This window comes from Lysinibacillus parviboronicapiens, from assembly GCF_003049605.2.
GTDB classification, from domain to species: Bacteria; Bacillota; Bacilli; order Bacillales_A; family Planococcaceae; genus Lysinibacillus; species Lysinibacillus parviboronicapiens.
Window position 1 is genome coordinate 1,168,990 of record NZ_CP073713.1, and the last position, 25,800, is coordinate 1,194,789.

General features: G+C 39.6%; 24 protein-coding genes. All 24 read left to right on the forward strand.

Annotated elements, in window-relative coordinates; translation table 11 throughout:
* Positions 1-24: 24 nt before the first annotated feature.
* The 24 genes from acpP (at position 25) to hslU (ending at position 25,744) form a co-directional block, all read left to right on the forward strand.
* Positions 25-261, forward strand: coding sequence for an acyl carrier protein (acpP, locus tag C9J31_RS05455; RefSeq protein WP_107923100.1), 237 nt, complete (start codon positions 25-27; stop codon positions 259-261).
* Between the two features lie 395 nt (positions 262-656).
* Entirely contained in the window at positions 657-1,421 is a 765-nt protein-coding gene (gene rnc, locus C9J31_RS05460) for a ribonuclease III (protein WP_107923099.1), read from the forward strand.
* Between the two features lie 3 nt (positions 1,422-1,424).
* Positions 1,425-5,006: a chromosome segregation protein SMC gene (gene smc / locus C9J31_RS05465; protein WP_107947733.1), complete on the forward strand. Its 3,582-nt coding sequence runs from the start codon at positions 1,425-1,427 to the stop codon at positions 5,004-5,006.
* The gene (gene ftsY / locus C9J31_RS05470; RefSeq protein WP_107947735.1) at positions 5,003-6,265 is read left to right on the forward strand and encodes a signal recognition particle-docking protein FtsY; all 1,263 of its coding nucleotides are present in this window, start codon (positions 5,003-5,005) and stop codon (positions 6,263-6,265) included. Before smc ends, ftsY begins: the two co-directional genes overlap by 4 nt.
* A 282-nt stretch (positions 6,266-6,547) precedes the next feature.
* The gene (locus tag C9J31_RS05475) at positions 6,548-6,883 is read left to right on the forward strand and encodes a putative DNA-binding protein (RefSeq protein ID WP_107923096.1); all 336 of its coding nucleotides are present in this window, start codon (positions 6,548-6,550) and stop codon (positions 6,881-6,883) included.
* A gap of 12 nt (positions 6,884-6,895) precedes the next feature.
* The gene (gene ffh / locus C9J31_RS05480; protein ID WP_107947737.1) at positions 6,896-8,254 is read left to right on the forward strand and encodes a signal recognition particle protein; all 1,359 of its coding nucleotides are present in this window, start codon (positions 6,896-6,898) and stop codon (positions 8,252-8,254) included.
* A gap of 94 nt (positions 8,255-8,348) precedes the next feature.
* On the forward strand, positions 8,349-8,621 hold the full coding sequence (rpsP, locus tag C9J31_RS05485; protein WP_010858419.1) for a 30S ribosomal protein S16: 273 nt from the start codon (positions 8,349-8,351) through the stop codon (positions 8,619-8,621).
* 15 nt (positions 8,622-8,636) lie between these two features.
* Positions 8,637-8,870, forward strand: coding sequence for a KH domain-containing protein (locus C9J31_RS05490; protein WP_004269410.1), 234 nt, complete (start codon positions 8,637-8,639; stop codon positions 8,868-8,870).
* Positions 8,871-9,124: 254 nt separating this feature from the next.
* Complete coding sequence (gene rimM, locus C9J31_RS05495) at positions 9,125-9,640, forward strand: ribosome maturation factor RimM (RefSeq protein WP_107923094.1); 516 nt, start codon at positions 9,125-9,127, stop codon at positions 9,638-9,640.
* Entirely contained in the window at positions 9,640-10,368 is a 729-nt protein-coding gene (trmD, locus tag C9J31_RS05500) for a tRNA (guanosine(37)-N1)-methyltransferase TrmD (protein ID WP_107923296.1), read from the forward strand. The genes rimM and trmD overlap by 1 nt, the downstream gene beginning before the upstream one ends.
* Positions 10,369-10,494: 126 nt before the next feature.
* A complete protein-coding gene (gene rplS, locus C9J31_RS05505; protein WP_010858422.1) occupies positions 10,495-10,839 on the forward strand; it encodes a 50S ribosomal protein L19 in 345 nt (114 codons plus the stop codon).
* Between the two features lie 106 nt (positions 10,840-10,945).
* Positions 10,946-11,509, forward strand: coding sequence for a signal peptidase I (gene lepB, locus C9J31_RS05510; protein WP_107947739.1), 564 nt, complete (start codon positions 10,946-10,948; stop codon positions 11,507-11,509).
* A gap of 204 nt (positions 11,510-11,713) precedes the next feature.
* The gene (gene ylqF, locus C9J31_RS05515; RefSeq protein WP_107923092.1) at positions 11,714-12,589 is read left to right on the forward strand and encodes a ribosome biogenesis GTPase YlqF; all 876 of its coding nucleotides are present in this window, start codon (positions 11,714-11,716) and stop codon (positions 12,587-12,589) included.
* Between the two features lie 113 nt (positions 12,590-12,702).
* Positions 12,703-13,458: a ribonuclease HII gene (locus C9J31_RS05520; protein ID WP_107923091.1), complete on the forward strand. Its 756-nt coding sequence runs from the start codon at positions 12,703-12,705 to the stop codon at positions 13,456-13,458.
* A 15-nt stretch (positions 13,459-13,473) separates the two neighbouring features.
* Positions 13,474-15,375 carry a hypothetical protein gene (locus C9J31_RS05525; protein ID WP_107947741.1) on the forward strand — a complete coding sequence of 634 codons (1,902 nt, stop codon included), beginning with the start codon at positions 13,474-13,476 and terminating at the stop codon, positions 15,373-15,375.
* Positions 15,372-15,674 (forward strand): EscU/YscU/HrcU family type III secretion system export apparatus switch protein, encoded by a 303-nt coding sequence (locus C9J31_RS05530; protein WP_107947743.1) that lies wholly within the window; start codon positions 15,372-15,374, stop codon positions 15,672-15,674. The genes C9J31_RS05525 and C9J31_RS05530 overlap by 4 nt, the downstream gene beginning before the upstream one ends.
* Before the next feature lie 159 nt (positions 15,675-15,833).
* Entirely contained in the window at positions 15,834-16,994 is a 1,161-nt protein-coding gene (sucC, locus tag C9J31_RS05535) for an ADP-forming succinate--CoA ligase subunit beta (RefSeq protein ID WP_107947745.1), read from the forward strand.
* Positions 16,995-17,011: 17 nt separating this feature from the next.
* Complete coding sequence (gene sucD, locus C9J31_RS05540; protein ID WP_107923088.1) at positions 17,012-17,914, forward strand: succinate--CoA ligase subunit alpha; 903 nt, start codon at positions 17,012-17,014, stop codon at positions 17,912-17,914.
* A gap of 278 nt (positions 17,915-18,192) precedes the next feature.
* Positions 18,193-19,089, forward strand: coding sequence for a DNA-processing protein DprA (gene dprA, locus C9J31_RS05545; protein WP_054767129.1), 897 nt, complete (start codon positions 18,193-18,195; stop codon positions 19,087-19,089).
* 92 nt (positions 19,090-19,181) lie between these two features.
* Positions 19,182-21,260 (forward strand): type I DNA topoisomerase, encoded by a 2,079-nt coding sequence (topA, locus tag C9J31_RS05550; RefSeq protein ID WP_107923087.1) that lies wholly within the window; start codon positions 19,182-19,184, stop codon positions 21,258-21,260.
* 19 nt (positions 21,261-21,279) lie between these two features.
* Positions 21,280-22,593 (forward strand): FADH(2)-oxidizing methylenetetrahydrofolate--tRNA-(uracil(54)-C(5))-methyltransferase TrmFO, encoded by a 1,314-nt coding sequence (gene trmFO / locus C9J31_RS05555; protein ID WP_107923086.1) that lies wholly within the window; start codon positions 21,280-21,282, stop codon positions 22,591-22,593.
* A 283-nt stretch (positions 22,594-22,876) separates the two neighbouring features.
* The gene (gene xerC, locus C9J31_RS05560) at positions 22,877-23,776 is read left to right on the forward strand and encodes a tyrosine recombinase XerC (protein WP_107947747.1); all 900 of its coding nucleotides are present in this window, start codon (positions 22,877-22,879) and stop codon (positions 23,774-23,776) included.
* A 22-nt stretch (positions 23,777-23,798) separates the two neighbouring features.
* Complete coding sequence (gene hslV / locus C9J31_RS05565; RefSeq protein ID WP_010858434.1) at positions 23,799-24,344, forward strand: ATP-dependent protease subunit HslV; 546 nt, start codon at positions 23,799-23,801, stop codon at positions 24,342-24,344.
* Complete coding sequence (hslU, locus tag C9J31_RS05570) at positions 24,344-25,744, forward strand: ATP-dependent protease ATPase subunit HslU (protein ID WP_107923085.1); 1,401 nt, start codon at positions 24,344-24,346, stop codon at positions 25,742-25,744. Before hslV ends, hslU begins: the two co-directional genes overlap by 1 nt.
* The last annotated feature ends 56 nt before the right edge of the window (positions 25,745-25,800 follow it).

A 25,800-nucleotide genomic window follows, 5' to 3' on the forward strand; every position in this document is an offset into this window, starting at 1 on the left:
ATCATGTGAGGGGAGGTGAAAGATTTGACTACTGTATTAGAACGAGTAACAAAAGTAATCGTGGACCGTTTAGGTGTTGAAGAAAGCGAAGTAACACTTGAAGCTTCTTTCCGTGATGATTTAGGTGCTGACTCATTAGACGTAGTTGAGCTTGTTATGGAGCTTGAAGATGAATTCGATATGGAAATTTCTGATGAAGATGCTGAAAAAATCTCTACGGTTGGTTCTGCTATTTCATACATCGAAAGTAAAGTTAGCTAATTTTCGTTTTAACTTTATTCAGCGGTAGTCTCTCGCCTCAATAGGTGTTAAAATGAGTGTAGATTCATTTTTTAATCAATCAACAGTCAGGTTAGCTGAATAAAGTTAAAGCCTCTGGCGATGTCACAAAATTTGAATGTGTTGCACAGGTCAAATTCTAGACGCAATGTTTTTCTGCACTGACAGTTTAGTGATCGGTGCAAATACGCCAAGGCGAATGTGAAAGGGTACGTAATGGTTCGTTTATCGAGCTCAGGACGTGCCTTTTTTCAATTTTGCAAACGATTTGCAAAAAAAATTCCAAAACATTGCATTTTGGTGGAAATACTTTTGCATAAACGCCTTGAAAAAGGTACACTAAGACGGTAGAAACTATTAGGAAGGCAGATTGTTCAATGGCTATGAAAAGAAAAGGAACTATGCAGAAATCAGGCGTACTTCCTGAGAAAGTACGCAATCAATTCGAGCTATTACAGCATGAATTGAACATCACATTTTTAAATAAAAATTTATTGTATCAAGCATTCACGCATTCATCTTATGTGAATGAGCATCGCCGTAAGTTGTTTACGGATAATGAGCGTCTTGAATTTTTAGGTGACGCTGTACTTGAACTATCTGTTTCTAAATACCTTTTTGAGAAATACCCACATATGAGCGAAGGTGAATTAACGAAGCTTCGTGCGTCGATTGTTTGTGAGCCCTCACTTGTAATCTTTGCAAATGAGTTAGGCTTTGGTCGCTTTGTGTTACTGGGAAAAGGTGAGGAATTAACAGGTGGTCGGGAACGTCCAGCGCTACTTGCAGATGTATTTGAATCATTTGTAGGTGCCCTTTATTTAGATCAGGACTTACAAACGGTCGTGACATTTTTAGAACGAATCGTGTTCCCAAAAGTAGAAATCGGTGCTTTTTCGCATGTGATGGATTTCAAGAGTCAGTTACAAGAAATGGTGCAACAAACGAATAACGGTCTTCTTCATTACGAAATTGTCGATGAGAAGGGGCCTGCGCATAATCGTACATTTGTATCGAGCGTGTTATTAAATGGACAAGAGCTTGGTATTGGTAGAGGGAAGTCAAAAAAAGAAGCCGAGCAGCAGGCGGCACAATGTGCTATGCATGCTATGCGTGCGCAGACTGCTAAAGAGGAGGCTTAATAGATGTTCCTAAAACGACTAGAAGTGATTGGCTTTAAATCTTTTGCGGAGCGCATTGGTATTGATTTTGTACCAGGTGTTACTGCTGTTGTTGGACCAAATGGCAGTGGAAAAAGTAATGTGACCGATGCTATTCGTTGGGTACTCGGGGAGCAATCGGCAAAGTCGTTACGTGGAGCAAAAATGGAAGATGTTATTTTTGCTGGGAGTGACTCTCGAAAGCCATTAAACTTTGCAGAGGTAACATTGATTTTAGATAATACTGATGAGCAAATTGCTTTTCCCTATACAGAAGTAAGCGTAACAAGACGCGTATACCGTTCAGGTGATAGTGAATATTTACTCAATAACCAGCAGTGTCGCCTGAAGGATATTACGGACTTGTTTATGGACTCGGGACTTGGTAAAGAAGCTTTTTCGATTATTTCACAAGGCCGTGTCGATGAAATTTTAAATAGTAGACCTGATGATCGCCGATCTATTTTTGAAGAGGCGGCAGGCGTATTAAAGTATAAATTACGAAAGAAAAAAGCGGAGCATAAACTTGTTGAAACAGATGAAAATTTATACCGCGTATTAGATATTTTGCATGAGTTAGATGGTCGTCTAGAACCTTTAGCGGTTCAGGCTTCTAGCGCTAAAGATTATGTACAAATGTCAACAGAGTTAAAGGATTTTGATATTGCGATGCTTGTGCACGATTTAAAAAATTGTGCACAATCTTTGCATGCACTGAAAGAAGAATATACACAGCTATCTGAAACTGAACAAACTCAAGCAAGTAATATTTTAGCGTTGGAGACAAAGTCAACTGAGATTCGGAAGTATTTGAAAGAATTAGATCACTTATTAGACGGCTCTCAATCCGATCTTGTTGATGCAACAATGGAAGTGGAGCGGTGGGATGGCCGTAAAGCCTTGATGGCAGAAAAGCGACAAAACACTTCAAATCAACTACAACAGTTAAATACATCTTTACAAGAAGCGAAGGATGAAGTAGAGACTCTAATTGTTCAAGAACGTGAGAAGAAAGAATTATTCACTGAAAAACAGCAAGAAGTATCAACGCTGAAGCACATTATTAAACAATTAGAGCAATCGTTAAATCGTTCCGTTACAGAAATAGAGCAAGAAATTGAAGAACAAAAAAATCGTTATATTGATTCGTTAAACGAAGAGGCAACTGTCAAAAACGAATTGAAAAATATTGACCAACAATTAGCACAGCAAAAAGCAATGGCTGCACGTATGACAGACCAAACAGATGAATTCGGCCAGGAACTTGCACAAATTGTAACCGAAAAACAGGCACTTACTGTTGCACATCTAGCTACAACAAACGAGTTACAACATAAGCTAGAGAGATTTGAAACCCTACAGATACAACTAAAAAAAGTAAATACATCCTTTAATGACAAACAAGAAATGCTTTATAAAGCGTACCAACATCAACAACAATTGAAGGCTAGAAAAGATACGCTAGCCGAGCTAGAATCCGATTTCTCAGGATTCTTCCACGGAGTTAAGGAAGTATTGTTAGCGCGCGATAAGGGTGAGTTACAAGGTATTGAAGGGGCTGTTGCTGAATTAGTCCAGGTCAATAGTAAGTATTCACAGGCCATTGAAACGGCATTAGGTGCTGCTTCTCAGCATATTGTGACAACGAATGAACAACATGCTCAACAGGCTATTCATTGGTTAAAGCAAAAAAGAGCGGGACGTGCGACATTCTTACCAAAAACAGTTATGAAGTCACGGAAAATCAATCTGTCCGCTATACAGCTCGCTACTGAACATCCAGCTTTTGTGCAAATGGCCGATGCGCTCGTTACATTCGATGAAGAAAATCGTTCAATTGTCGAAAACCTGCTAGGTAACGTACTTGTCGCAGCGAATTTAGAAGGAGCTAGCCAAATTGCCCGTTTATGTGGTTTTCGATATCGTGTAGTAACTCTAGACGGAGATATTGTCAATGCGGGCGGTTCGTTAACAGGTGGTGCGGCGAAGCAACAATCTTCGCTCTTTACTAGAAAAGCGGAATTAGACGGCTTAATTGAAAAATTAGCAGCGTTAGAAACATCAATTCATAGTGCGGAACAGGCTGTAGCAGCTGAAAAAGAGAATCTTGCGACATTGCGTGACACAGTTGAGAAAATGAAACTAGACGGCGAGCAATTACGTAAAGATGAAATGCAACAGGCTAGTCGTATTCGTGAGTTAGAGGTTGTTGAAAAAAGCTTATCTGCACGCGTTTCCTTTGCATCTAATGAAACGCAGGATGTTAAAACACGAGAAGAAGCACTTCTAGCTCAAAAGGAAGTTGCAACAGCACGTTTAGCCACGCTTGCAACAGAACTAATAGCAATCAATGAAACTGTTGAACAGCTAGGCAAGGTGAAGTTGCAGGGTGAAACTGAAAAAGATGTTCTTCGTGAGCAATCGGCAGAAAAACGCTCACAATTAGCAGTTATACAGGAGCAAATGTCTCAAGTACAAGTTGCGACTGCAGAGCTTGCTTTACAATTAAACAAAGCTCGTCAAAAAGTCGACAATATTTCTCAGGAAATAATCTGGCTACAGTCTGATGAATCGACAAAACTATTAAGTGATGAAGAAGTGGATGAGCAGGTTACTACTTGGAAAGCAAGACGTGAATCGCTACAGCTTACGATTGCACAGAAAAAAGAAGAAAAAGCAGCGCATCAACAAGAACTGACAACATTGGAAGAGCAGCTGAAGGAAAAGCAACGTATACATAAAGGCTTCCTGGAAGCAATACGTGCGAATGAATTAAAACGTAATCGCGTAGAATTTGAAATGAATAATTTCAATGAACAGCTCGAAGAAAATTATCAGCTAACATTTGAGCAAGCGATGCATGAAGCTCTTAAGATTGAAGATGAGGAGCATATGCGTCGTCGCGTTAAGCTGTTGAAAAAATCAATTGAAGAACTTGGGCCTGTTAACCTAAGTTCTATTGAAGAATATGACCGTGTACTAGAACGACATTCATTTTTAACTGAGCAACGTGAGGATTTACTTGCAGCACAGGAAACGTTACATGAAGCCATTAAGGAAATGGATGAGGAAATGACACTGCGCTTTAGTGACACATTTTATGCAATTCGTGAGCAATTCAAACTGGTATTCCGTGAACTATTTGGTGGCGGGCAAGCAGATTTAGTGTTACTTGAGCCAGACAATATGTTGGAAACGGGCATTGAAATTGTTGCACAACCACCTGGGAAAAAATTGCAAAATTTAAGCCTTCTTTCTGGTGGTGAACGTGCACTAACAGCGATTGCCTTATTGTTCTCGATTTTAAATATTCGCCCAGTGCCATTCTGTATTCTAGATGAAGTAGAAGCTGCTTTAGATGAGGCCAATGTTGTTCGATATAGCGAATACTTGAAGAAATTTAGCCTTGATACACAATTCATTGTTATTACCCATCGTAAAGGTACAATGGAGGGGGCTGATGTCCTGTATGGTATTACAATGCAGGAATCAGGGGTATCGAAACTCGTTTCAGTCAAATTAGAAGATGAACCCGTACTTGCGGAGCAAAGGAGCGAACAAGCATGAGTTTTTTTAAACGAATGAAAGATAAGTTGTTGGGAAATCCCGCTGAAGAAGAAAAGGTTGTAGATATCAATGAGGAAGAATCTACCGGACAGCAAATACAACTAGCAGACCCTGCACAATTAGAAACGACTGTAGAAGAAGTAGTTGAAGCACAGATAGAGGACGCGCCAGTAAGTGAGAACTCTTCCGTTGTGGAGACACCGGTTGTAATTGAAGAGCTAAAAGAAGAAACACAGGACAGTGCTCTTGTAGACGAGCAACCTGCCGAAGAAACCGATATAGAGAAAAAACCATCTGCTTGGTCCATTACACAAAAATTTAAGGCTGGACTTGAAAAAACGCGTAATTCATTTACTTCAAAAGTGAATGATTTAGTTGCGCGTTACAGAAAAGTGGATGAGGATTTCTTTGAGGAATTAGAGGATTTGTTATTACAAGCGGATGTCGGCTTTGAAACGGTCATGGAGCTTATGGACAAACTGCGCTTTGAAGTACAACGAAAAAATATTAAAGATACAAATGGCATTCAAACAATCATTTCTGAAAAGCTTGTAGAAATTTATGAGCAAGGGGAAGAAGATTTAATTGACCTTAATATGCAGCCTAAAGGTGAATTAACAGTTATTTTATTTGTTGGCGTGAACGGCGTAGGAAAAACAACAACGATTGGTAAACTTGCACATCGCCTAAAATCACAAGGTAAAAATGTAGTATTAGCTGCTGGAGATACTTTCCGTGCTGGCGCGATTGATCAATTACAAGTCTGGGGAGACCGTGTTGGTTGTGAAGTTATTAAGCAATCTGAAGGCTCGGATCCTGCAGCGGTTATGTACGATGCAATTCGTGCAGCAAAAAATCGCAATGCAGACGTGTTAATTTGTGATACAGCAGGTCGTTTGCAAAATAAAGTCAATTTAATGAATGAACTTGAAAAAGTACATCGCGTTATTGCGCGTGAAGTACCTAATGCACCACATGAAGTATTACTAGCACTTGATGCGACAACTGGTCAAAATGCGCTTGTTCAGGCACAAACATTTAAAGAAGCCACAAATGTGACAGGTATTGTCTTAACGAAGTTGGATGGTACTGCTAAGGGTGGTATCGTACTAGCCATTCGTAACAAATTACACATTCCAGTAAAATTTGTTGGATTGGGTGAAAAGATGGATGATTTACAGCCATTTGATGCAGAACGCTATGTATATGGTTTATTTGCAGATGGATTGGATCAGGAATTACAAAATAACGAAGATTAATATTGAGGCGACAGTGCAAAAGTTTAGGCGTAAAATACAGCAAGTTTAACTGCTGCATGAGCTGTCTTTGGAAACCAGACGCATTACGCAGAGGTGTAATTGATTGATGATACGCGCTCAACTGTGAAAAGGCGAATCACATTGTTTAAAAGGGAAATACTAGCTAAAGGTGGAAAACGCCTAACAACGGCTATATAAGGCTTTTAGACAAGGAGATTACCTTGACACAGATGGGCGCTTTTCGTTATGATACAAATGACTAATAACGGGGGGAGAAATATTATGCTACTTGAAAAAACAACACGCATGAACTTTCTCTTCGACTTTTATCAAGCATTATTAACAGATAAGCAAAGAAGTTATATGGAACTATATTATTTAGACGATCACTCGCTTGGGGAAATCGCTGAATCATATGGAGTTTCACGCCAAGCTGTTTATGATAATATTCGTCGAACAGAAGCGATGCTTGAAGAATATGAAGAAAAACTATGTTTACTTGAAAAATTTCAGCAACGCACGCAAATGCTAGCGCAGTTAACAGCAGGAATTACCGAAAAAAGTATGACAGCTGAGGAACAGTTAACGCTTATTGAACAATTGAAAGAATGGGATTAGGAGGCGAAAGCAGTGGCTTTTGAAGGATTAGCGGAACGACTCCAAGGGACGATCCAAAAGATTAAGGGTAAAGGAAAAGTATCGGAGCAAGACGTTAAAGAAATGATGCGTGAAGTCCGATTTGCTTTAATCGAGGCGGATGTTAACTTAAAAGTAGTAAAAGAATTTGTTAAAAAAGTAAGTGAACGTGCTGTCGGCGTGGATGTAATGCAAAGCTTAACTCCAGGTCAACAGGTAATCAAAATTGTTCAAGACGAATTAACACAACTAATGGGTGGCGAACAAAGCCCAATTAAATTTAATACCAAACCACCAACTGTTATTATGATGGTCGGCTTACAGGGTGCAGGTAAAACGACGACTTCTGGGAAATTAGCGAATGTTTTACGTAAAAAATATAATCGTAAACCATTATTAGTTGCGGCTGACGTTTATCGTCCTGCTGCGGTGCAACAATTACAAACATTAGGCAAGCAGTTATCGCTTCCTGTTTTTGCGCTAGGCACTGATGTATCTCCTGTAGAAATCGCGCGTCAAGCATTAGAACTGGCAAAAGAAGAGCATCATGATGTTGTTATTATTGATACAGCTGGTCGTTTGCATATCGACGAAGATTTAATGCAAGAACTAAAGGATATTCGTGCATTAAAAGAACCTGACGAAGTGTTCCTTGTTGTAGATGCTATGACTGGTCAAGATGCAGTAAATGTTGCGGAAAGCTTTAATGAGGCTGTGGGCATTACAGGCGTTGTCTTAACAAAGCTTGATGGTGATACTCGTGGTGGTGCGGCATTATCGATTCGTTCTGTGACACAGAAACCGATTAAATTCGTCGGTATGGGTGAGAAGATGGACGCGCTTGAGCCGTTCCATCCAGAGCGTATGGCATCTCGTATTTTAGGTATGGGTGACGTTTTATCGCTTATTGAAAAAGCGCAAGCAAACGTTGATGAAGCAAAAGCGAAAGAATTAGAGGAAAAGTTCAAAACGCAAAGCTTCACATTAGACGATTTTGTCGAGCAATTGCAACAAGTGAAGAAAATGGGACCGATTGATGAAATTTTAAAAATGTTACCAGGCGCGAACAAAATCAAAGGCTTAGATAATGTCAAAGTTGACGATAAGCAAATGGGGCATGTTGAGGCAATTATTTACTCGATGACGCCTGCTGAAAAAACGAACCCAGAAATCATTAACGGTAGTCGAAAAAAACGAATTGCTCAAGGGTCTGGTACGTCGATTCAGGAAGTCAATCGACTGTTGAAACAGTTCGATGAAATGAAAAAAATGATGAAACAAATGACGGGTATGGCAACAGGTAAAGGTAAGAAAAAAATGAAATTACCAGGCTTTGACTCATTATTTAAATAATATTTTTTAGGTGTTAAGAAAAAACACTTTACAAACATCGCAAACATTGATAATATACTATCTTGTGTGAAACTTATTCGGAGGTGCTATTAAAATGGCAGTTAAAATTCGCTTAAAACGTATGGGAGCTAAAAAATCTCCTTTCTATCGTATCGTAGTTGCAGATGCTCGTTCACCACGTGACGGTCGTCAAATCGAAACAGTTGGTACTTACAACCCACTAACTCAACCAGCTACTGTAAACATCGATGAAGAGAAAGCTCTTAAATGGTTAACTGACGGTGCAAAACCATCAGATACAGTACGTAACCTGTTCTCAGAACAAGGTATCATGGAGAAATTCCATAACCAAAAATTCAGTAAATAATCGGGGGAGACGTCTTTGAAGCAGCTGATTGAAGCAATCGTTTTACCGTTAGTCGATTATCCAGAAGAAGTCCGTATTGAGACGGACGAAAATGCAAATCGAATTGTTTATAAACTTTTTGTTCATCCAGAGGATCGAGGGAAAGTCATAGGCAAACAGGGGCGGGTTGCCAAAGCGATTCGTACAATTGTTTATTCAGCGGCAGGTAGTCACCATCAAAAGAAGACTTACGTCGATATATTGGATTGAATAGAAAAGATTTTCACACTCGTATACACGCGGGGGATAACAGCTTCGCAACCATGCGATATTATTCCAATGTCCGACTTCGTGTCGACCTCAAGCTTAGAGAAACCTGACGAACATGCATTCATGTGTTGAAAGGAATCAAAGTGACTTTGAGCGTGGAGTATGAAAATCTGAACAAAGGAGGAGGGAGCTTGCTGGTTCCTTCCTTTTTTATATAGTACGGATAGCAAAAAGATTGTATAGAGGTGAATTGCATGGAATGGTTTAATGTAGGCCGTATCGTCAATACGCACGGTATTCGCGGTGAGGTACGTATATTATCGACAACAGATTTTGAAGAGGAACGCTTTGCAGTAGGTAATAAACTTGCTGCGTTCAAAAAAGACGATAAAAAGCCAACGTGGGTAACAATTCAATCAGTACGCCGCCATAAAAATTTTATCTTGCTAACATTTGAAGGCATGAACAACATTAACTTGGTGGAGCCATTTAAAGAAGGTATGTTGAAAATTACAAAAGATCAAATGGCAGATGACTTATTAACAGAAAATGAATATTACTTCCACGAAATAATTGGCTGTGCAGTTGTATCTGAAGATGGTGAGACAATTGGAGAAATAAAAGATATTCTCCAAACTGGCGCGAATGATGTATGGGTTGTAAAAGCTGCTAAAAAAGAGCATTACATTCCATATATCGAAGACATCGTAAAAGAAATTGATGTGAAAGAAAAGAAGATTGTTATCCACGTGATGGAAGGCTTGCTATGATGAATATACAAGTGTTAAGCCTATTTCCAGATATGTTTACGGGTGTGTTTGGGGCATCGATTTTAAAAAAGGCACAGGAAAAAGGTGCTGTTCAGTTGGAAGTAACAGATATCCGTATGTTTTCGGGCAATAAGCATAATCAGGTGGACGATTATCCTTATGGTGGTGGCGCGGGGATGGTGTTAAAGCCAGAGCCAATGTTCAGCGCTGTAGAGGCCATTACAGCGGGGAAAAAGCCACGTATTATTTTGATGTGTCCGCAGGGAGAACGCTTTACACAAAAAAAAGCAGAAGAGCTAGCTCAAGAAGAAGAATTAGTTTTTTTATGTGGACATTATGAAGGCTATGATGAACGTATACGTCAATATCTTGTCACAGATGAAATTTCAATTGGCGATTTTGTGTTAACGGGTGGAGAATTAGGCGCCATGACAGTTATTGATAGCGTTGTACGTCTTTTACCCGGGGTTTTAGGACAAGAAGATTCACATATACAAGATTCTTTCTCAACGGGTCTACTTGAACATCCGCACTATACACGCCCAGCAGAGTTTCGTGGCATGAAGGTACCTGATATTTTACTGTCAGGCAATCATGCAAAAATTGATCAATGGCGTGAAGAACAGTCCTTAAAAAGAACTTTCGAGCGTCGCCCAGATTTACTCGAACATTATCCATTAACGGACAAGCAGAAGCTATATCTCGAAAAACTAAAAAATGAACAATAATGATGCTTGCTTGCATGAAGTATTTGTGATAACATCTATTTTGTACTTCTATGTGAAGTGCTGAATTACGGTGTTCCGCTGTGGCATAGATTGCGTGCAAGAGCATCTGTCTAAGGAGAGAAAACAATGTCAAACATTATTACAGAAATTACTAAAGCTCAGCTTCGTACTGACCTACCAACTTTCCGTCCTGGTGATACTGTTAAGGTACACGTGAAAGTAGTAGAGGGTACTCGTGAACGTATCCAAGTATACGAAGGTGTAGTTATCAAACGTCGTGGTGGCGGTATTAGCGAAACTTTCACAGTTCGTAAAATTTCTTACGGTGTAGGTGTTGAACGTACATTCCCTGTACACACACCAAAAATCGCTAACTTAGAAGTTGTACGTCGTGGTAAAGTACGTCGTGCTAAACTTTACTACCTACGTAACCTACGTGGTAAAGCTGCTCGTATTAAAGAAATTCGATAATTATGACTTAAAAGTGAGGGGCTTGTGTAACAAGCCCCTTTTCTTTTTGCTTGTCAACTTAAATAGCTATCATCTAAAATGAGGGTAGACAAGGGGGCAATTCTCAATGGAAAAACAAGTGAAAGAAAAGAATGAATTATGGGAATGGACAAAGGCGCTTCTAATTGCATTTGCGATTGCAGCAGTTATTCGTTATTTTTTATTTACACCAATTGCAGTAGATGGTGAGTCCATGATGCCAACCCTTGAAGATGGCGACCGTATGATTGTTAACAAAATTGGATATAAAATTGGTGAACCTAAACGCTTTGATATCGTTGTATTTCATGCACCAGAACAAAAAAATTACATAAAGCGTGTAATTGGTTTACCAGGCGACACATTGGAGTATAGAGATGATCAATTATATATTAATGGTGAAGCGATAGACGAGCCTTATTTAGATGCCTATAAAGCAGAAATAACAGAGGGTACGTTAACAGAAGATTTTACGTTAAAGGATATCGATGTTTCGCTTGATGTAATTCCAGAAGGCTATGTTTTTGTTATGGGGGATAATCGCCGCTATAGTAAGGATAGCCGTCATATTGGCATCGTTGAACAAAAAGAAATTATAGGTAATACGAGCCTTATTTTCTGGCCGTTTAGTGATATTAAAATTGTAAAGTAAGTATTAAAGGGAGAGGCTAACACTCCCTTTTTCTTAACGTATAAAGAGGTATTAATTTGTTACCTACTTGTATTCGCGCCCGCACGTTCGAGAAGCCTTTGACTCCTCGGGGGAAAAAGCGGTCATGCTCTTGCTAGGGGCTTTTCCATGCTAATTGCGTGCAAATGGGCAGGGATACATTTTTCTTATTTAGGAGGTATTGCAATGACCATACAATGGTTTCCAGGGCATATGGCAAAGGCCCGCCGCGAAGTAACAGAAAAATTAAAGCTAGTAGATATAATATTTGAATTAATCGATGCGCGTTTACCACTTTCCTCACGTAACCCAATGATTGATGAAGTAATTCATCAAAAATCACGTCTGCTTATATTAAATAAGTCAGATATGGCGGACGAACAAGAAACGCGAAAATGGGTAGAGTACTTTGCGCAACGGGGACACAAAGCAGTTGCCATTAACTCTCTTGAAGGTAAAGGTTTACAGCTTGTCACAAAAGCGGCTCAAGAAATTTTAAAAGAAAAGTTTGACCGCATGAAGGCGCGTGGTATGAAACCAAGAGCCATTCGTGCAATGATTGTCGGAATTCCAAACGTTGGGAAATCAACACTTATTAATCGATTAGCGAAAAAAAACCTTGCGAAGACGGGTAATACACCTGGTGTCACAAAATCTCAGCAATGGATAAAAGTCGGTAAGGAGCTGGAATTACTCGATACGCCCGGAATTTTATGGCCAAAATTTGAAGATCAAGAAGTAGGCTATAAGCTGGCGTTAACAGGTGCTATCAAAGATACCATTACTAATATGGAGGATTTGGCAGTCTACGGTCTACGCTTCCTAGCAGTTCATTATCCAACACGTATGGAAGAGCGATATGGTTTCCGTTTTATTCATGAAGATTTAGTCGAAACTTTCGATCATATTGGTAAACTTCGCCGTGTATTTAGCACGGGTGGGGAAATCGATTATGATCAAGTAGCACAACTTGTCGTGCGTGATATTCGTGGACTACAATTAGGGAAACTAACATTTGACTTTGTGGACGAACAGCTTGAAAAGGAAGCACAGCAGCAATAATACTGGCATAAAACTGTCATACTCACACAATAAATTGTGAGCATGGCAGTTTTTCTTTTAGGAATGGCACTTGTTGCCGATAAATGATATAGAGTGATAAAAGGGAGTAACGTATGAAAACCATTAAAGAAATTACGACAGCATTGAAAATGGCCGAGGACTGGCGCGAATGGATGGAAGAGATAGCAACCGATGAGCGAGCAGGTGTGCAAAAAGCTTGGCTCAGTTGGCAAAAGCGTCAGGACAAAAAACATCAGCTACTACTGGAACATCAAGCAAAAGTGGACTTCGATCAGAGTTATGGCGAGGTAGGGACTTTGATTGCAGGTGTGGATGAAGCAGGGCGTGGGCCGCTTGCGGGGCCGGTTGTAACAGCAGCAGTTATTTTGCCAAATGACTGCGAAGCACTTGTTGGTCTAAACGATTCAAAACAGTTATCGAAGGAGAAGCGCAATACCTTTGCAACGCTTGTGAAAAAGCATGCTATAAGTTATTTCGTTCATTTTCAGCCAGCTGATGAGATTGATGCACTAAATATTTATGAAGCAACAAAACAATCTATGAAGACGAGTGTGGAATCATTGCCGATAAAGCCTAGTTATGTACTTGTCGATGCGATGACATTACCAATAACGATACCACAAGAGGCCATTATTAAAGGAGACGCAAAAAGTCTGGCGATTGCAGCAGCCTCTATTTTAGCGAAAACTGCACGAGATGAGTATATGGAACAATTGGATAAAGAATTTCCTATGTATGGTTTTGCACAGCATGCGGGTTATGGCACGAAGCAACATTTAGAGGCACTTGAAACATACGGACCAACGATACATCATCGCAAGTCTTTTGAACCTATAAAATCAATGTAAGAAAGGAGTATCTATATGACAGCTACATCATTTAATTCAATACAAATGCAACAGACTGCTTTGACGTCAGCAACCCAGCCACTTGCATTAAAGCAAGGACAGGTATTTCACGGGACCGTTAAACAACTATTTCCTGATCAAATGGCTGAAATACAGGTTGGCAATCAAAAACTAATTGCCAAACTTGAGGTACCTCTCAAAGCTGGTGACGCTCATTTTTTTCAAGTGACAGGTGCAAATCCTCAAACTGAGCTAAAGGTTGTCACAGGTCCTATGGCACAAACAACCTCACCAACACAACAGTTGAATCAACTGCTAGAATCGATGAATCTACCTAAAACAACGGAAATGCAGCAAGTGTTAGCACATTTTATGAAAGCACAAATACCAATTTCTAAGGAACAACTCCTACAAGCAGAAATGTGGTTAAAAGCATTGCCCGAAGGTATCTCTAAAGCAGATGCATTGCTAGCCCTGCAAAAAATGGTAGAACTTAAAATGCCCATGACAAATGACGTATTCCAAGCACTTGTCAGCGGACAAAAAACTGCTGGAATGTCTGCTACCATGGATGCCTTTGCCCAATTGTTAGCGAAGGATACAGTCATAGCAGCAAGTTTAAAGCAAAATTTAATGCAACAAGTACAAACGATAGCAAAGCCTTTTGATGTGGAAACGGGTAGTTTAATGCTTGCAAAATCGATTCAACTATTAACTAATAATGCCAGCTCAATAAGTGAGCGTTTACAAGCATTGAATATATTGAAGGATGCTAGTGTGCTTCCACAGCAAGCAACATTACAAAATTGGTCAACTCTTATAGCAAATAATACAAAACCTCTACAATCTAATGCAGGACATCAGGCAGGACAGATAATTCAAGCGATTTTAACAGCAAAGCCAGAAAATACCACACAGCTCATTGAACAACTAAAATCATGGACAGCAGGTCAAAACTTATTGACGAATGAGCAAAAACAACAACTAAACCAAATAATAGATAGATTTAGTCAATTGCCACCAAGTAAGCAAGCACTTGAAGTTTTTGCGAAACAGATGCAGGAGCAGCTTATCAAGGCATTTGCCCAAAATACACCAGAACGCTTATTTACGCAAGATTCAAATGGTTTGTCAACAAAAGACCAATTATTGTCGCTATTCAGGCATGAATTAGCCAGACCTGTACAAAATGAAGCGTTGATGCGTAATCTCGTGAAGGTTGGGATTGAATCGCCTCAACCAATGATTCAACAAATGCTTACACAGGCAGATGCACATGTACAAAGCTCGATGGATAGTAAGGCAATGGAACATGCGCTTAAAACGGTTTTAAAAAGTCTAGGGATTAGCTATGAGGCCACACTTGCTAATAAGTCTGCTGATTTACAGACGATTGCTCATCAATTAAAGCCACAGCTCCATACATTGTTGCAGGAGGCGCAGATTACACCACAGCTGAAGGAAGCAGCAGAAATGTTAATGACACGTATGAATGGTATGCAGCTTGCATCAGGTGAAAGTGGTCATCAGCATCAGCTTATTATGCAGGTACCACTCGAATTTTTCGGCAAAAAAATGGATGCAACCTTACAATGGAATGGGCGCATGAAGGATGATGGTAAAATTGATGCCAATTTTGCACGAATCTTATTTTATTTACAAATGGAATCAATGAAAGAGACAGTTATTGATATGCAAGTTCAAAATCGTGTTGTGACAGTGACGGTATTTAATGAGAATTTTGATATCATTCCACTAGCAGAACCATTAAAAGCAGCGTTAAAAATCGGCTTGGCAGAAAAAGAATATCAACTATCTGGTGTTTTTATTAAGCAATTTGAAAAGGCTAAACCTGAAAAAATAAGCACTGTAGTAGAACAGCGAGAGGGACATAGTGGGGTGGATTACCGTATATGAGTGAGGAAAAAATTACTCGAAAAGAAGCAATTGCCCTTACGTATAAGCAAGGAAAATTTGATAGTCCAATGGTAATCGCAAAAGGAAAAGGGAAGGTCGCCGAAAATATTTTAGCCCGTGCAAATGAGCATGATGTCCCGATTTATGAAGATCCAAACCTCGTACAATTGCTTGGACAGTTAGATTTAAATGAGTCGATTCCTGAAGAATTATATCAAGCGGTGGCCGAAGTTTTTGCATTTATTTATCGTTTAGATCAACAACATGGACAAAATAATAGAAAAGATAAAGTATTCTGATTTTTAGAATTCTCTGTTTTAGTACACGAAGTAGAAGAAAATGTCATAATAAACAATAAAATTCGAACAAAAGACAAAGTGTAGACTTTATCAGAATCTTTAGTTAGAATAGATATGTTAGTAAAACAATTTTGCAAATGTTTGATGGGAGGATGTATTATGAATATCCATGAATATCAAGGGAAAGAGATTCTTAGAAAATATGGTGTAGCTGTACCAAACGGAAAAGTTGCTTTTTCCCCTGATGAAGCAGTGAAGGTAGCGAAAGAACTTGGCTCAAATGTCACGGTTGTCAAGGCGCAAATTCATGCGGGTGGACGCGGTAAAGCAGGTGGAGTTAAAATCGCTAAAAACCTTGATGAGGTGCGAACTTACGCAAAAGAATTATTAGGGAAAATTTTAGTAACACATCAAACAGGTCCTGAAGGAAAAGAAGTAAAACGCTTATACATTGAAGAGGGTTCAGATATTCAAAAAGAGTATTACTTAAGTTTAGTATTAGACCGCGCTACATCTCGTGTAACGGTGATGGGTTCTGAAGAGGGCGGCATGGATATTGAAGAAGTAGCGGAAACACACCCAGAAAAAATCTTCAAAGAAGTTGTTGATCCTGTAATCGGCTTAACAAGCTTCCAAGCACGTCGCATGGCGTTTAATATGAATATTCCAGCAAACCTAGTAGGGAAAGCTGTTAAATTAATGTTAGGCTTGTACCAAGCATTTATCGACAAGGATGCATCTATTGTAGAAATTAATCCACTTGTTGTCACTGGACAAGGAGAAGTCGTAGCGTTAGATGCTAAATTTAACTTTGATGCAAATGCATTGTATCGCCATAAAGATATTGTCGAGTTACGCGATTTTGATGAAGAAGATGCAAAAGAAATCGAGGCTTCTAAATATGACCTTAGCTATATTTCACTAGATGGCAATATTGGCTGTATGGTAAATGGTGCAGGTCTTGCTATGGCGACAATGGATACAATAAGCTATTACGGCGGAAGTCCCGCTAACTTCCTTGATGTAGGGGGCGGTGCTACAGCTGAAAAAGTAACAGAAGCATTCAAAATTATCCTTTCTGATTCACATGTAAAAGGCATTTTTGTCAATATATTTGGTGGAATTATGAAATGTAACATTATCGCTGAAGGTGTCGTAACAGCAGCGAAAGAAATTGGTTTAGCTGTACCGTTAGTAGTTCGTTTAGAAGGTACGAATGTAGAACTTGGGAAAGAGATCTTAAACGCATCTGGTTTAAACATCGTAGCAGCGGATTCAATGGCTGACGGCGCACAAAAAATTGTGGAACTAGTAGGCTAAGGAAGGCAGGGAGAACAATGGCTGTATTTATTAATAAAGATACAAAGGTAATTGTACAAGGAATTACAGGCGAAACAGCGCTATTCCATACAAAGCAGATGCTTGACTACGGTACAAAAATCGTAGCAGGCGTAACACCTGGTAAAGGTGGTCTTGAAATCGAAGGTGTACCTGTATTTAATACAGTAACAGAAGCTGTAGCAGCAACTGGTGCAACAGCATCGGTTATTTATGTACCTGCGCCATTTGCAGCAGATGCAATTTTAGAAGCTGTGGATGCTGAGCTAGAACTAACAATTTGCATTACAGAGCATATTCCTGTCCTTGATATGGTAAAAGTTAAACGCTATATGGAAGGCAAAAAAACACGCTTAGTAGGTCCAAACTGCCCAGGTGTTATTACAGCTGATGAATGTAAGATCGGCATTATGCCAGGATATATTCATACTAAAGGCCATGTAGGGGTTGTTTCTCGTTCTGGAACATTAACATACGAGGCGGTTCACCAATTAACACAAGCAGGTATTGGTCAAACAACAGCTGTTGGGATTGGCGGAGATCCTGTTAATGGGACAAACTTTATTGATGCCCTAGAAGCATTCAACAATGACCCTGAGACATACGCGGTTGTCATGATTGGGGAAATTGGTGGTACAGCTGAGGAGGAAGCAGCCGAATGGATTCAAGCTAATATGACGAAACCTGTCGTTGGCTTTATCGGTGGACAAACAGCTCCTCCAGGAAAACGAATGGGCCATGCGGGTGCCATTATTTCAGGTGGTAAAGGAACAGCAGCTGAAAAAATTAAAGCTATGAATGCAGCAGGCATTGAAGTAGCAGAAACACCATCAGTGATTGGTGAAACACTTATTAAAGTAATAAAAGAAAAAGGGCTATACGAAAAGTGTAAAACCCATTAAAATGGAAGATGTAGCACATAGTGGCTACATCTTTTTCTCTGTCTAAGTATTTGCCCAGTTTGTTTAAGTTCGCTTCGATTGCCAAATTATAGTGGTGGAGCTTATACTTTTGCTTCGGTATTTCCATCGTTTGAGGCTTCTGTGATATCGGTGAGGTCAAGGACGTTAGCGATTTTTACAAACCTTTATGCGGCGAAGGCAAATACGCTTTTCTATTTTTTGTGGTGAAATGAAAAATGCGGTCATTTAATTTCTTCTATTAAAAAGGAGGTTTTTAAATGATTTATTCAGTAGACCTACAAAGATTGCTAGCTTTGCATTATATATATCCATTACCACTCCAAAAACTTCAACAGTTATTGTCCCCGGTGGATGTATTAAGCTATTTTGAAAAAGCGCACCCTAATGACATAGCGAAAGCATTACAAATTCCATTGTCAAAAGCGAAGCAAATTTCTCAAAGCTTTCAGCGCGTAATTAGCTTGTCGTTTGAAGAAGCCTATGCACAGGCTAATATTTTCCCCATACCCTTTCATCACCCTTATTACCCGGCGCAATTATTTGAAATACCAAGTCCACCTACTGTATTGTATGTGAAAGGTCAATATTCTCTGTTAACAAGTGATAAACAAGTAGCTATTATAGGCTCTCGAAAGGCTACAGCTTATACAAAGACAGCATTGGACTTAATTGTCCCGCCACTTGTTGAACACGAATACACGGTCGTGAGTGGGCTTGCACGCGGCGCAGATACAATGGCTCACGAGGCAACAATTACCATGGGTGGCAAAACTATTGCTGTGCTTGGACATGGTTTTCATCATGTATACCCAAAAGAAAATCAGACCCTTGCTGAAAGAATGGCTGAGAATCAGTTACTTGTCACAGAATATCCACCTTATATAAAACCGGAAAAATGGCACTTTCCCATGCGTAATCGCATAATTAGTGGGCTTTCACAAGCATTAGTAGTGACAGAGGCGGCACTGAAAAGTGGCACTCTTATTACAACTGAATGCGCATTAGAGCAAGGAAAAGATGTATTTGTTGTACCAGGACCAATTGATGCTGAGCAGTCAAAAGGGACAAATAAGTTAATTTTAGAAGGAGCTATTCCTGTGTGTAACGGCTATCAAATCGTTGAAGCACTAGCGCTCTTTTCTAGCAAAAATTGAAAAAAAGTTGCATTATCTTAAAATCTGTTATACATTTTGCAACAGGTAACATAAAAAAATTAGCATTAGACCTCGCTAAGGGGGAGACATAGATGGCGGATTATTTAGTGATTGTAGAATCACCAGCAAAAGCAAAAACAATTGAGCGTTATTTAGGAAAAAAATACAAAGTAAAAGCGTCGGTCGGGCATGTTCGTGACCTACCACGTAGCCAAATGGGCATTGATACTGAAAATAACTACGAACCAAAATATATTACAATTCGCGGTAAAGGACCTGTTTTACAGGAACTAAAGTCTGCGGCTAAAAAAGTAAAGAAAGTATATCTAGCAGCCGATCCAGACCGCGAGGGAGAAGCAATTGCCTGGCACCTTGCGACTGCGCTAAATATAGATATCCATTCGGATTGCCGTGTCGTTTTCAATGAAATTACAAAAGACGCAATTCTAGACTCGTTTAAGAATCCTCGTTCTATTAATATGGATTTAGTGGATGCACAGCAAGCACGACGAATGTTAGACCGACTTGTTGGTTATAACATTAGTCCGATTCTTTGGAAAAAAGTAAAAAAAGGTTTATCTGCAGGGCGTGTACAATCTGTAGCACTACGCATGATCATTGATCGTGAAAATGAAATTAAAAACTTTCAACCAGAAGAGTACTGGACAATTGAAGGCTCCTTTGAAAAGGGCAAGAAAACTTTTGACGCCCTATACTATGGGAATGGCAAAGACAAAATAAAGTTAACAAATGAAGCGCAAGTGAAATCCATTTTAAAAAACGTCAAGGGTACAGCGTTTGAAGTTGTCAATGTAACGAAAAAAGAACGTAAAAGAAATGCAGCACCTGCTTTTACGACATCTTCTTTACAACAAGAGGCAGCTCGAAAGCTAAACTTCCGTGCGAAGAAAACGATGATGCTTGCACAACAATTGTATGAAGGTATTGATATCGGTAAAAAAGAAGGAACGGTCGGCTTGATTACGTATATGCGTACGGATTCAACACGTATTTCCGAAACTGCAAAAACAGAAGCCATTTCATATATCGAATCAAAGTATGGTAAAGAATTTATTGCGACAGAGATCAAACAGACAAAAAAAGCGTCAAATGCACAGGACGCCCATGAAGCAATTCGTCCAACAAGCACAATGCGAACACCAGATGAATTAAAAACAGTACTTAGCCGTGACCAATTACGTTTATATCGTTTAATTTGGGAGCGCTTTATCGCCAGTCAAATGGCACCAGCTGTACTAGATACAGTTGCAGTTGACTTGCAAAATGGTGATGTATTATTCCGTGCGAACGGCTCACAAGTGAAATTTGCCGGCTTTATGAAACTTTATATAGAAGGTACTGATGACCAAACGGAAGAAACTACAAAGCTTCTACCTGAAATGGAAATCGGTAATCAAGTGAAATCTCTTGAAATCGAGCCGAAGCAACATTTTACACAGCCACCACCACGTTATTCAGAGGCGCGTCTTGTGAAAACAATGGAAGAGATAGGTATAGGGCGCCCGTCCACATATGCACCGACCCTCGATACATTACAGCGCCGTGGCTATGTCGTGTTAGATGCAAAACGATTCATGCCAACAGAGCTGGGTGAAATCGTACACCAACTTGTCCTAGAATTTTTCCCAGATATCATAAATATTGAATTCACTGCGAAAATGGAACAAGATCTTGATGATGTTGAAGAAGGTAGCCGTCAATGGGTAGAAGTAATCGATGAGTTTTATAAAGACTTCGAGGTGCATGTGAAGCATGCAGATGCCGAAATGGAAAAAGTTGTGATTAAAGATGAACCTGCTGGTGAGGATTGTGAAAAATGCGGCTCACCAATGGTCTATAAATTAGGTCGATATGGCAAATTTATGGCGTGCTCAAATTTCCCGGATTGTCGTAATACAAAAGCAATCATGAAGCCAATTGGTGTAAAATGTCCATCTTGTGAAACGGGTGAGATTGTAGAACGTAAAAGTAAAACAAAACGATTATTCTATGGTTGCAATCAGTACCCTGAGTGCGAGTTTGTATCATGGGACAAGCCGATTAGTAGACCATGTCCAAAATGCAGTGCATTATTAGTAGAGAAAAAACTGAAAAAAGGTGTGCAAATTCAATGTACAAAATGTGACTACGAAGAAACACCTACTCAATGATAGAAAGATGGTAAGAACAATGACTGAACAAGTAGTAAATGTAATAGGCGCGGGTCTTGCGGGTAGTGAGGCAGCTTGGCAAATTGCTAAACGCGGTGTAAAAGTTAGACTTTATGAAATGCGTCCAGTAAAGCAAACACCAGCTCACCATACTGATAAATTTGCAGAGCTTGTATGCTCAAACTCATTACGTGCAAACACATTGACAAATGCTGTTGGTGTTATTAAAGAAGAAATGCGTTTGTTAGATTCGGTAATTCTAAAAGCGGCTGATGCATGCTCGGTACCAGCAGGTGGGGCACTTGCAGTAGACCGTCATGAATTTGCTGGCTATGTCACGGATGCGGTAAAAAATCATCCGCTTGTAGAAGTTATTCACGAAGAAGTGACTACTATTCCTGAAGGTATTACTGTTATTGCAACAGGTCCATTAACATCTAAGGCTTTAGCAGAACAAATCCAAGGTTTAACAGGGCTTGATTATCTGTATTTCTATGATGCAGCGGCACCAATTATCGAAAAAGATAGCATTGATATGGATAAGGTCTATTTGAAATCTCGTTATGATAAGGGCGAAGCGGCTTATTTAAACTGTCCTATGACAAAAGAGGAATTTGACCGTTTCCGTCAAGCATTAATCGATGCAGAAGTGGTGCCATTAAAAGAATTTGAAAAAGAAATTTACTTTGAAGGATGCATGCCTATCGAAGTTATGGCAGCACGTGGCGAAAAAACAATGCTTTTTGGCCCGATGAAGCCAGTAGGACTTGAAGATCCGAAAACAGGTAAACGTCCATATGCTGTCGTACAATTACGTCAAGATGACGCGGCGGGCACACTGTATAATATCGTAGGCTTCCAAACGCATTTAAAATGGGGGCCACAAAAAGAAGTACTACAACTAATTCCAGGTTTAGAAAATGTAGAAATTGTTCGTTATGGTGTGATGCACCGAAATACGTTCATTAACTCGCCGAAAGTATTGGAGAAAACGTATCAGTTACGCGAGCATAAAAACATTTTCTTTGCTGGTCAAATGACCGGTGTTGAAGGATACGTAGAGTCTGCTGGGAGTGGACTAATTGCTGGCATTAATGCAGCACGTTTAGCTTTAGGACAAGAACCGCTGATTTTCCCATTTGAAACTGCGATGGGAAGCATGGCGCGTTATATAACAGAAGCGCAGTCTAAAAATTTCCAACCAATGAACGTCAACTTTGGCATATTCCCGGAATTGCCACCAGGTCGTCGCTCAAAGCCTGAGCGTGCTGAAATGCATGCAACACGCGCTTTAGAGACGATTCGAAATTTTGTGAATTCGCAAACAATTTAATTGCTAAAAGCCTCTGAAAGTTGATATACTTTTAGAGGCTTTTTCTTTTTAGTAAACAAATGCTTATTTACACGCATTTTAATTGTTTATATTGAGATTTTCTCAAAATGTAACCTTTTTCACTTGCTATATTGCGAAGATAGGTATAGTGTCAATATGTATGTTTTTTGAAGATTACTAATTCGATTAGCAACAATGGGCGATGACAATGTTTTTCGCTTGTGAATTTGTTGATATTAGTAATGAGAAGGTTACGAATAATTCGTTGGTGGTGAATCTTTTTATGATAGTTTCGTCCCAAGAAGCACTTGAACAGTTCATGCTTTATATCCAAGTAGAAAAAAACTTCTCTGTTCATACGGTGCGAGAATATGAATCAGACCTCCTAGATTTTTTAACGTTTTTACAGGCAGAGGACGTTCATGATTTAGCGAGTGTTGAGTATATACATGCACGTCTTTATGTTACGAAGTTGTACGATGAAAAAAAAGCAAGATCATCTGTATCAAGAAAAATTTCTTCCATTCGCTCCTTTTTTCGCTTCCTAAATAGACAGCACGGACTGGATGATGGTGCATTTCGTTCACTTTATCATCCGAAAAAAGAATCGCGTTTGCCAAGCTTTTTCTACGAAGAAGAATTGATGCAGCTTTTTGATGCAAATGTAGGAGAAGATTTGAAATCGTTGCGAAATTTGGCTATTTTAGAGTTGTTATATGCAACAGGCATTCGTGTGAGCGAGCTTACATCCATTATGATAGAAGATATAGATTTTCATTATTCAATCGTTCGGGTAATGGGTAAAGGACGAAAAGAACGCATTATTCCATTTGGCCAATTTGCAAGTGTAGCTTTGAGAGACTACATAGAGTTGGCTCGTCCGCGCTTGATGAAAAAAACAGTTCATCAGCAAGTGTTTGTCAACATGCGCGGTGGGGAACTTACACCACGAGGGGTACGTCATATTTTAAATGAAATGATTGACAAGGCCTCACTTCATACAAAAATATACCCACATATGCTTCGCCATACATTTGCTACACATTTACTGAATAATGGCGCAGATTTACGTACGGTACAAGAGTTGCTAGGGCACTCACATTTATCTTCTACACAAGTTTACACGCATGTAACAAATGAGCATCTTCGTCAAACATATATGAATGCTCATCCGCGGGCATAATAGAGGCTAAGGAGGAAGGCAAATGGGACAAATTCATGCGACAACGATATTTGCAGTTCATCATAATGGAGGGTGCGCTATGGCTGGCGACGGTCAAGTGACGCTTGGCAATGCAGTTGTGATGAAAGGTACTGCAAGGAAGGTCAGACGTCTGTTTAATGGGCAGGTGCTTGCAGGTTTTGCAGGCTCGGTAGCCGATGCTTTTACACTTTTTGAAATGTTTGAAGCCAAATTAAATGAATACAATGGTAATTTACAACGTGCAGCGGTAGAAGTTGCAAAGCAATGGCGTGGTGATAAAATGTTGCGTCAATTAGAGGCGATGTTACTTGTAATGGATAAAACTACGTTATTGCTTGTTTCGGGTACAGGAGAAGTCATTGAACCAGATGATGGTATTTTGGCGATTGGTTCAGGTGGCAACTATGCATTATCAGCAGGTCGTGCCCTTAAAAAATATGCAGGTGAAACAATGTCTGCCCGAGAGATTGCAGAGGCAGCATTAGAAACAGCAGCTGAAATATGTGTATTTACAAACCATAATATTATCGTGGAGGCGCTTAACTAATGACACAACACAATTTAACGCCAAGACAGATTTCTGAGCATTTGGATCGTTATATCGTTGGACAAAATGAAGCGAAACGAGCAGTAGCCATCGCACTGCGTAATCGTTATCGTCGTTCTCTGTTATCTGATGACATGAAGGCTGAAGTCATTCCAAAAAATATTTTGATGATTGGACCTACAGGTGTTGGTAAAACAGAAATTGCCAGAAGAATTGCCAAGTTAACAAATGCTCCGTTTATTAAAGTAGAAGCAACTAAATTTACTGAAGTGGGCTACGTTGGACGTGACGTGGAATCGATGGTACGTGATGTTGTGGAGGCTTCCCATCGTCTTGTAAAGGAAGAAATGATGGAGTCCGTACAAGAACAAGCTGAAGAACTAGCAAATGAGGCAATTGTTAAACTACTTGTTCCTTCCTTACGTAAAAAGCAAGCTATGCAAAACCCGTTTGAAATGTTATTTGGTGGCAAGGAGCAACAGTCACAAGAAGATACATCTTCGGAAGAAACTGAAGTGCGTTCAAAACGTGCGCAAATCGCTATTGATTTACGTAACGGTAAATTAGAAAATGAGTGGGTGACTGTTGAAGTAACAGAGCAAAATCCTTCTATTTTTGACGCATTACAGGGGACGGGAATGGATATGTCTGCAAATAGCGGTATGCAAGATATGCTATCCAGCTTAATGCCTAAAAAACAGAAGAAGCGCCGTTTACAAGTTAAGGATGCTCGACGTGTTTTAACAATTGAAGAAGCAAATAAGCTGATAGATGCAGACGAAGTAGCGCAAGAAGCTGTGTCTAGAGCAGAACAATCGGGCATTATTTTTATCGATGAAATTGATAAAATTGCAAGTAAAGAAAATAACTCTTCTGCAAGTGTTTCACGTGAAGGTGTACAGCGTGATATTCTGCCAATCGTAGAAGGTTCTACAGTGACGACGAAATATGGTGCTGTCAAAACTGACTATATGTTGTTCATCGCAGCTGGCGCTTTCCATATGTCTAAGCCTTCGGATTTAATTCCAGAATTACAAGGGCGCTTCCCTATTCGTGTTGAGCTTGAAAAGTTAACGAAGCAAGACTTTGTGCGAATTTTGCAAGAACCAGATCAATCACTTATCTTGCAATATAAAGCATTATTAGAAACGGAAGGCGTAGAAATTAGCTTTGCGGATGATGCTATTAATCGTATAGCAGAAATCGCAACCGAGGTTAATCAAGAAACAGATAATATCGGAGCGCGTCGATTACACACTATTTTAGAACGATTGCTAGAAGAATTATCATTTGAAGCATCTGAGATTGCACCAGCGAATATTGCGATTACAGCAGCTTATGTGGATCAAAAATTGGCGGGCATTGTAAAAAACAAAGATTTGTCACAGTTTATATTGTAAGATAAGGCTGAATAGTATCATTCAGTTGTAAAAACCTTTAGAATATTAAGTAAATA

Excerpts from the sequence above, each read along its gene's own strand:
- rnc (WP_107923099.1), top strand. The coding sequence starts at position 657 with ATGGCTATGAAAAGAAAAGGAACTATGCAGAAATCAGGCGTACTTCCT.
- smc (WP_107947733.1), top strand. The coding sequence starts at position 1,425 with ATGTTCCTAAAACGACTAGAAGTGATTGGCTTTAAATCTTTTGCGGAG.
- ftsY (WP_107947735.1), top strand. The coding sequence starts at position 5,003 with ATGAGTTTTTTTAAACGAATGAAAGATAAGTTGTTGGGAAATCCCGCT.
- C9J31_RS05475 (WP_107923096.1), top strand. The coding sequence starts at position 6,548 with ATGCTACTTGAAAAAACAACACGCATGAACTTTCTCTTCGACTTTTAT.
- rpsP (WP_010858419.1), top strand. The coding sequence starts at position 8,349 with ATGGCAGTTAAAATTCGCTTAAAACGTATGGGAGCTAAAAAATCTCCT.
- rimM (WP_107923094.1), top strand. The coding sequence starts at position 9,125 with ATGGAATGGTTTAATGTAGGCCGTATCGTCAATACGCACGGTATTCGC.
- trmD (WP_107923296.1), top strand. The coding sequence starts at position 9,640 with ATGAATATACAAGTGTTAAGCCTATTTCCAGATATGTTTACGGGTGTG.
- rplS (WP_010858422.1), top strand. The coding sequence starts at position 10,495 with ATGTCAAACATTATTACAGAAATTACTAAAGCTCAGCTTCGTACTGAC.
- lepB (WP_107947739.1), top strand. The coding sequence starts at position 10,946 with ATGGAAAAACAAGTGAAAGAAAAGAATGAATTATGGGAATGGACAAAG.
- ylqF (WP_107923092.1), top strand. The coding sequence starts at position 11,714 with ATGACCATACAATGGTTTCCAGGGCATATGGCAAAGGCCCGCCGCGAA.
- C9J31_RS05520 (WP_107923091.1), top strand. The coding sequence starts at position 12,703 with ATGAAAACCATTAAAGAAATTACGACAGCATTGAAAATGGCCGAGGAC.
- C9J31_RS05525 (WP_107947741.1), top strand. The coding sequence starts at position 13,474 with ATGACAGCTACATCATTTAATTCAATACAAATGCAACAGACTGCTTTG.
- C9J31_RS05530 (WP_107947743.1), top strand. The coding sequence starts at position 15,372 with ATGAGTGAGGAAAAAATTACTCGAAAAGAAGCAATTGCCCTTACGTAT.
- sucC (WP_107947745.1), top strand. The coding sequence starts at position 15,834 with ATGAATATCCATGAATATCAAGGGAAAGAGATTCTTAGAAAATATGGT.
- sucD (WP_107923088.1), top strand. The coding sequence starts at position 17,012 with ATGGCTGTATTTATTAATAAAGATACAAAGGTAATTGTACAAGGAATT.
- dprA (WP_054767129.1), top strand. The coding sequence starts at position 18,193 with ATGATTTATTCAGTAGACCTACAAAGATTGCTAGCTTTGCATTATATA.
- topA (WP_107923087.1), top strand. The coding sequence starts at position 19,182 with ATGGCGGATTATTTAGTGATTGTAGAATCACCAGCAAAAGCAAAAACA.
- trmFO (WP_107923086.1), top strand. The coding sequence starts at position 21,280 with ATGACTGAACAAGTAGTAAATGTAATAGGCGCGGGTCTTGCGGGTAGT.
- xerC (WP_107947747.1), top strand. The coding sequence starts at position 22,877 with ATGATAGTTTCGTCCCAAGAAGCACTTGAACAGTTCATGCTTTATATC.
- hslV (WP_010858434.1), top strand. The coding sequence starts at position 23,799 with ATGGGACAAATTCATGCGACAACGATATTTGCAGTTCATCATAATGGA.
- hslU (WP_107923085.1), top strand. The coding sequence starts at position 24,344 with ATGACACAACACAATTTAACGCCAAGACAGATTTCTGAGCATTTGGAT.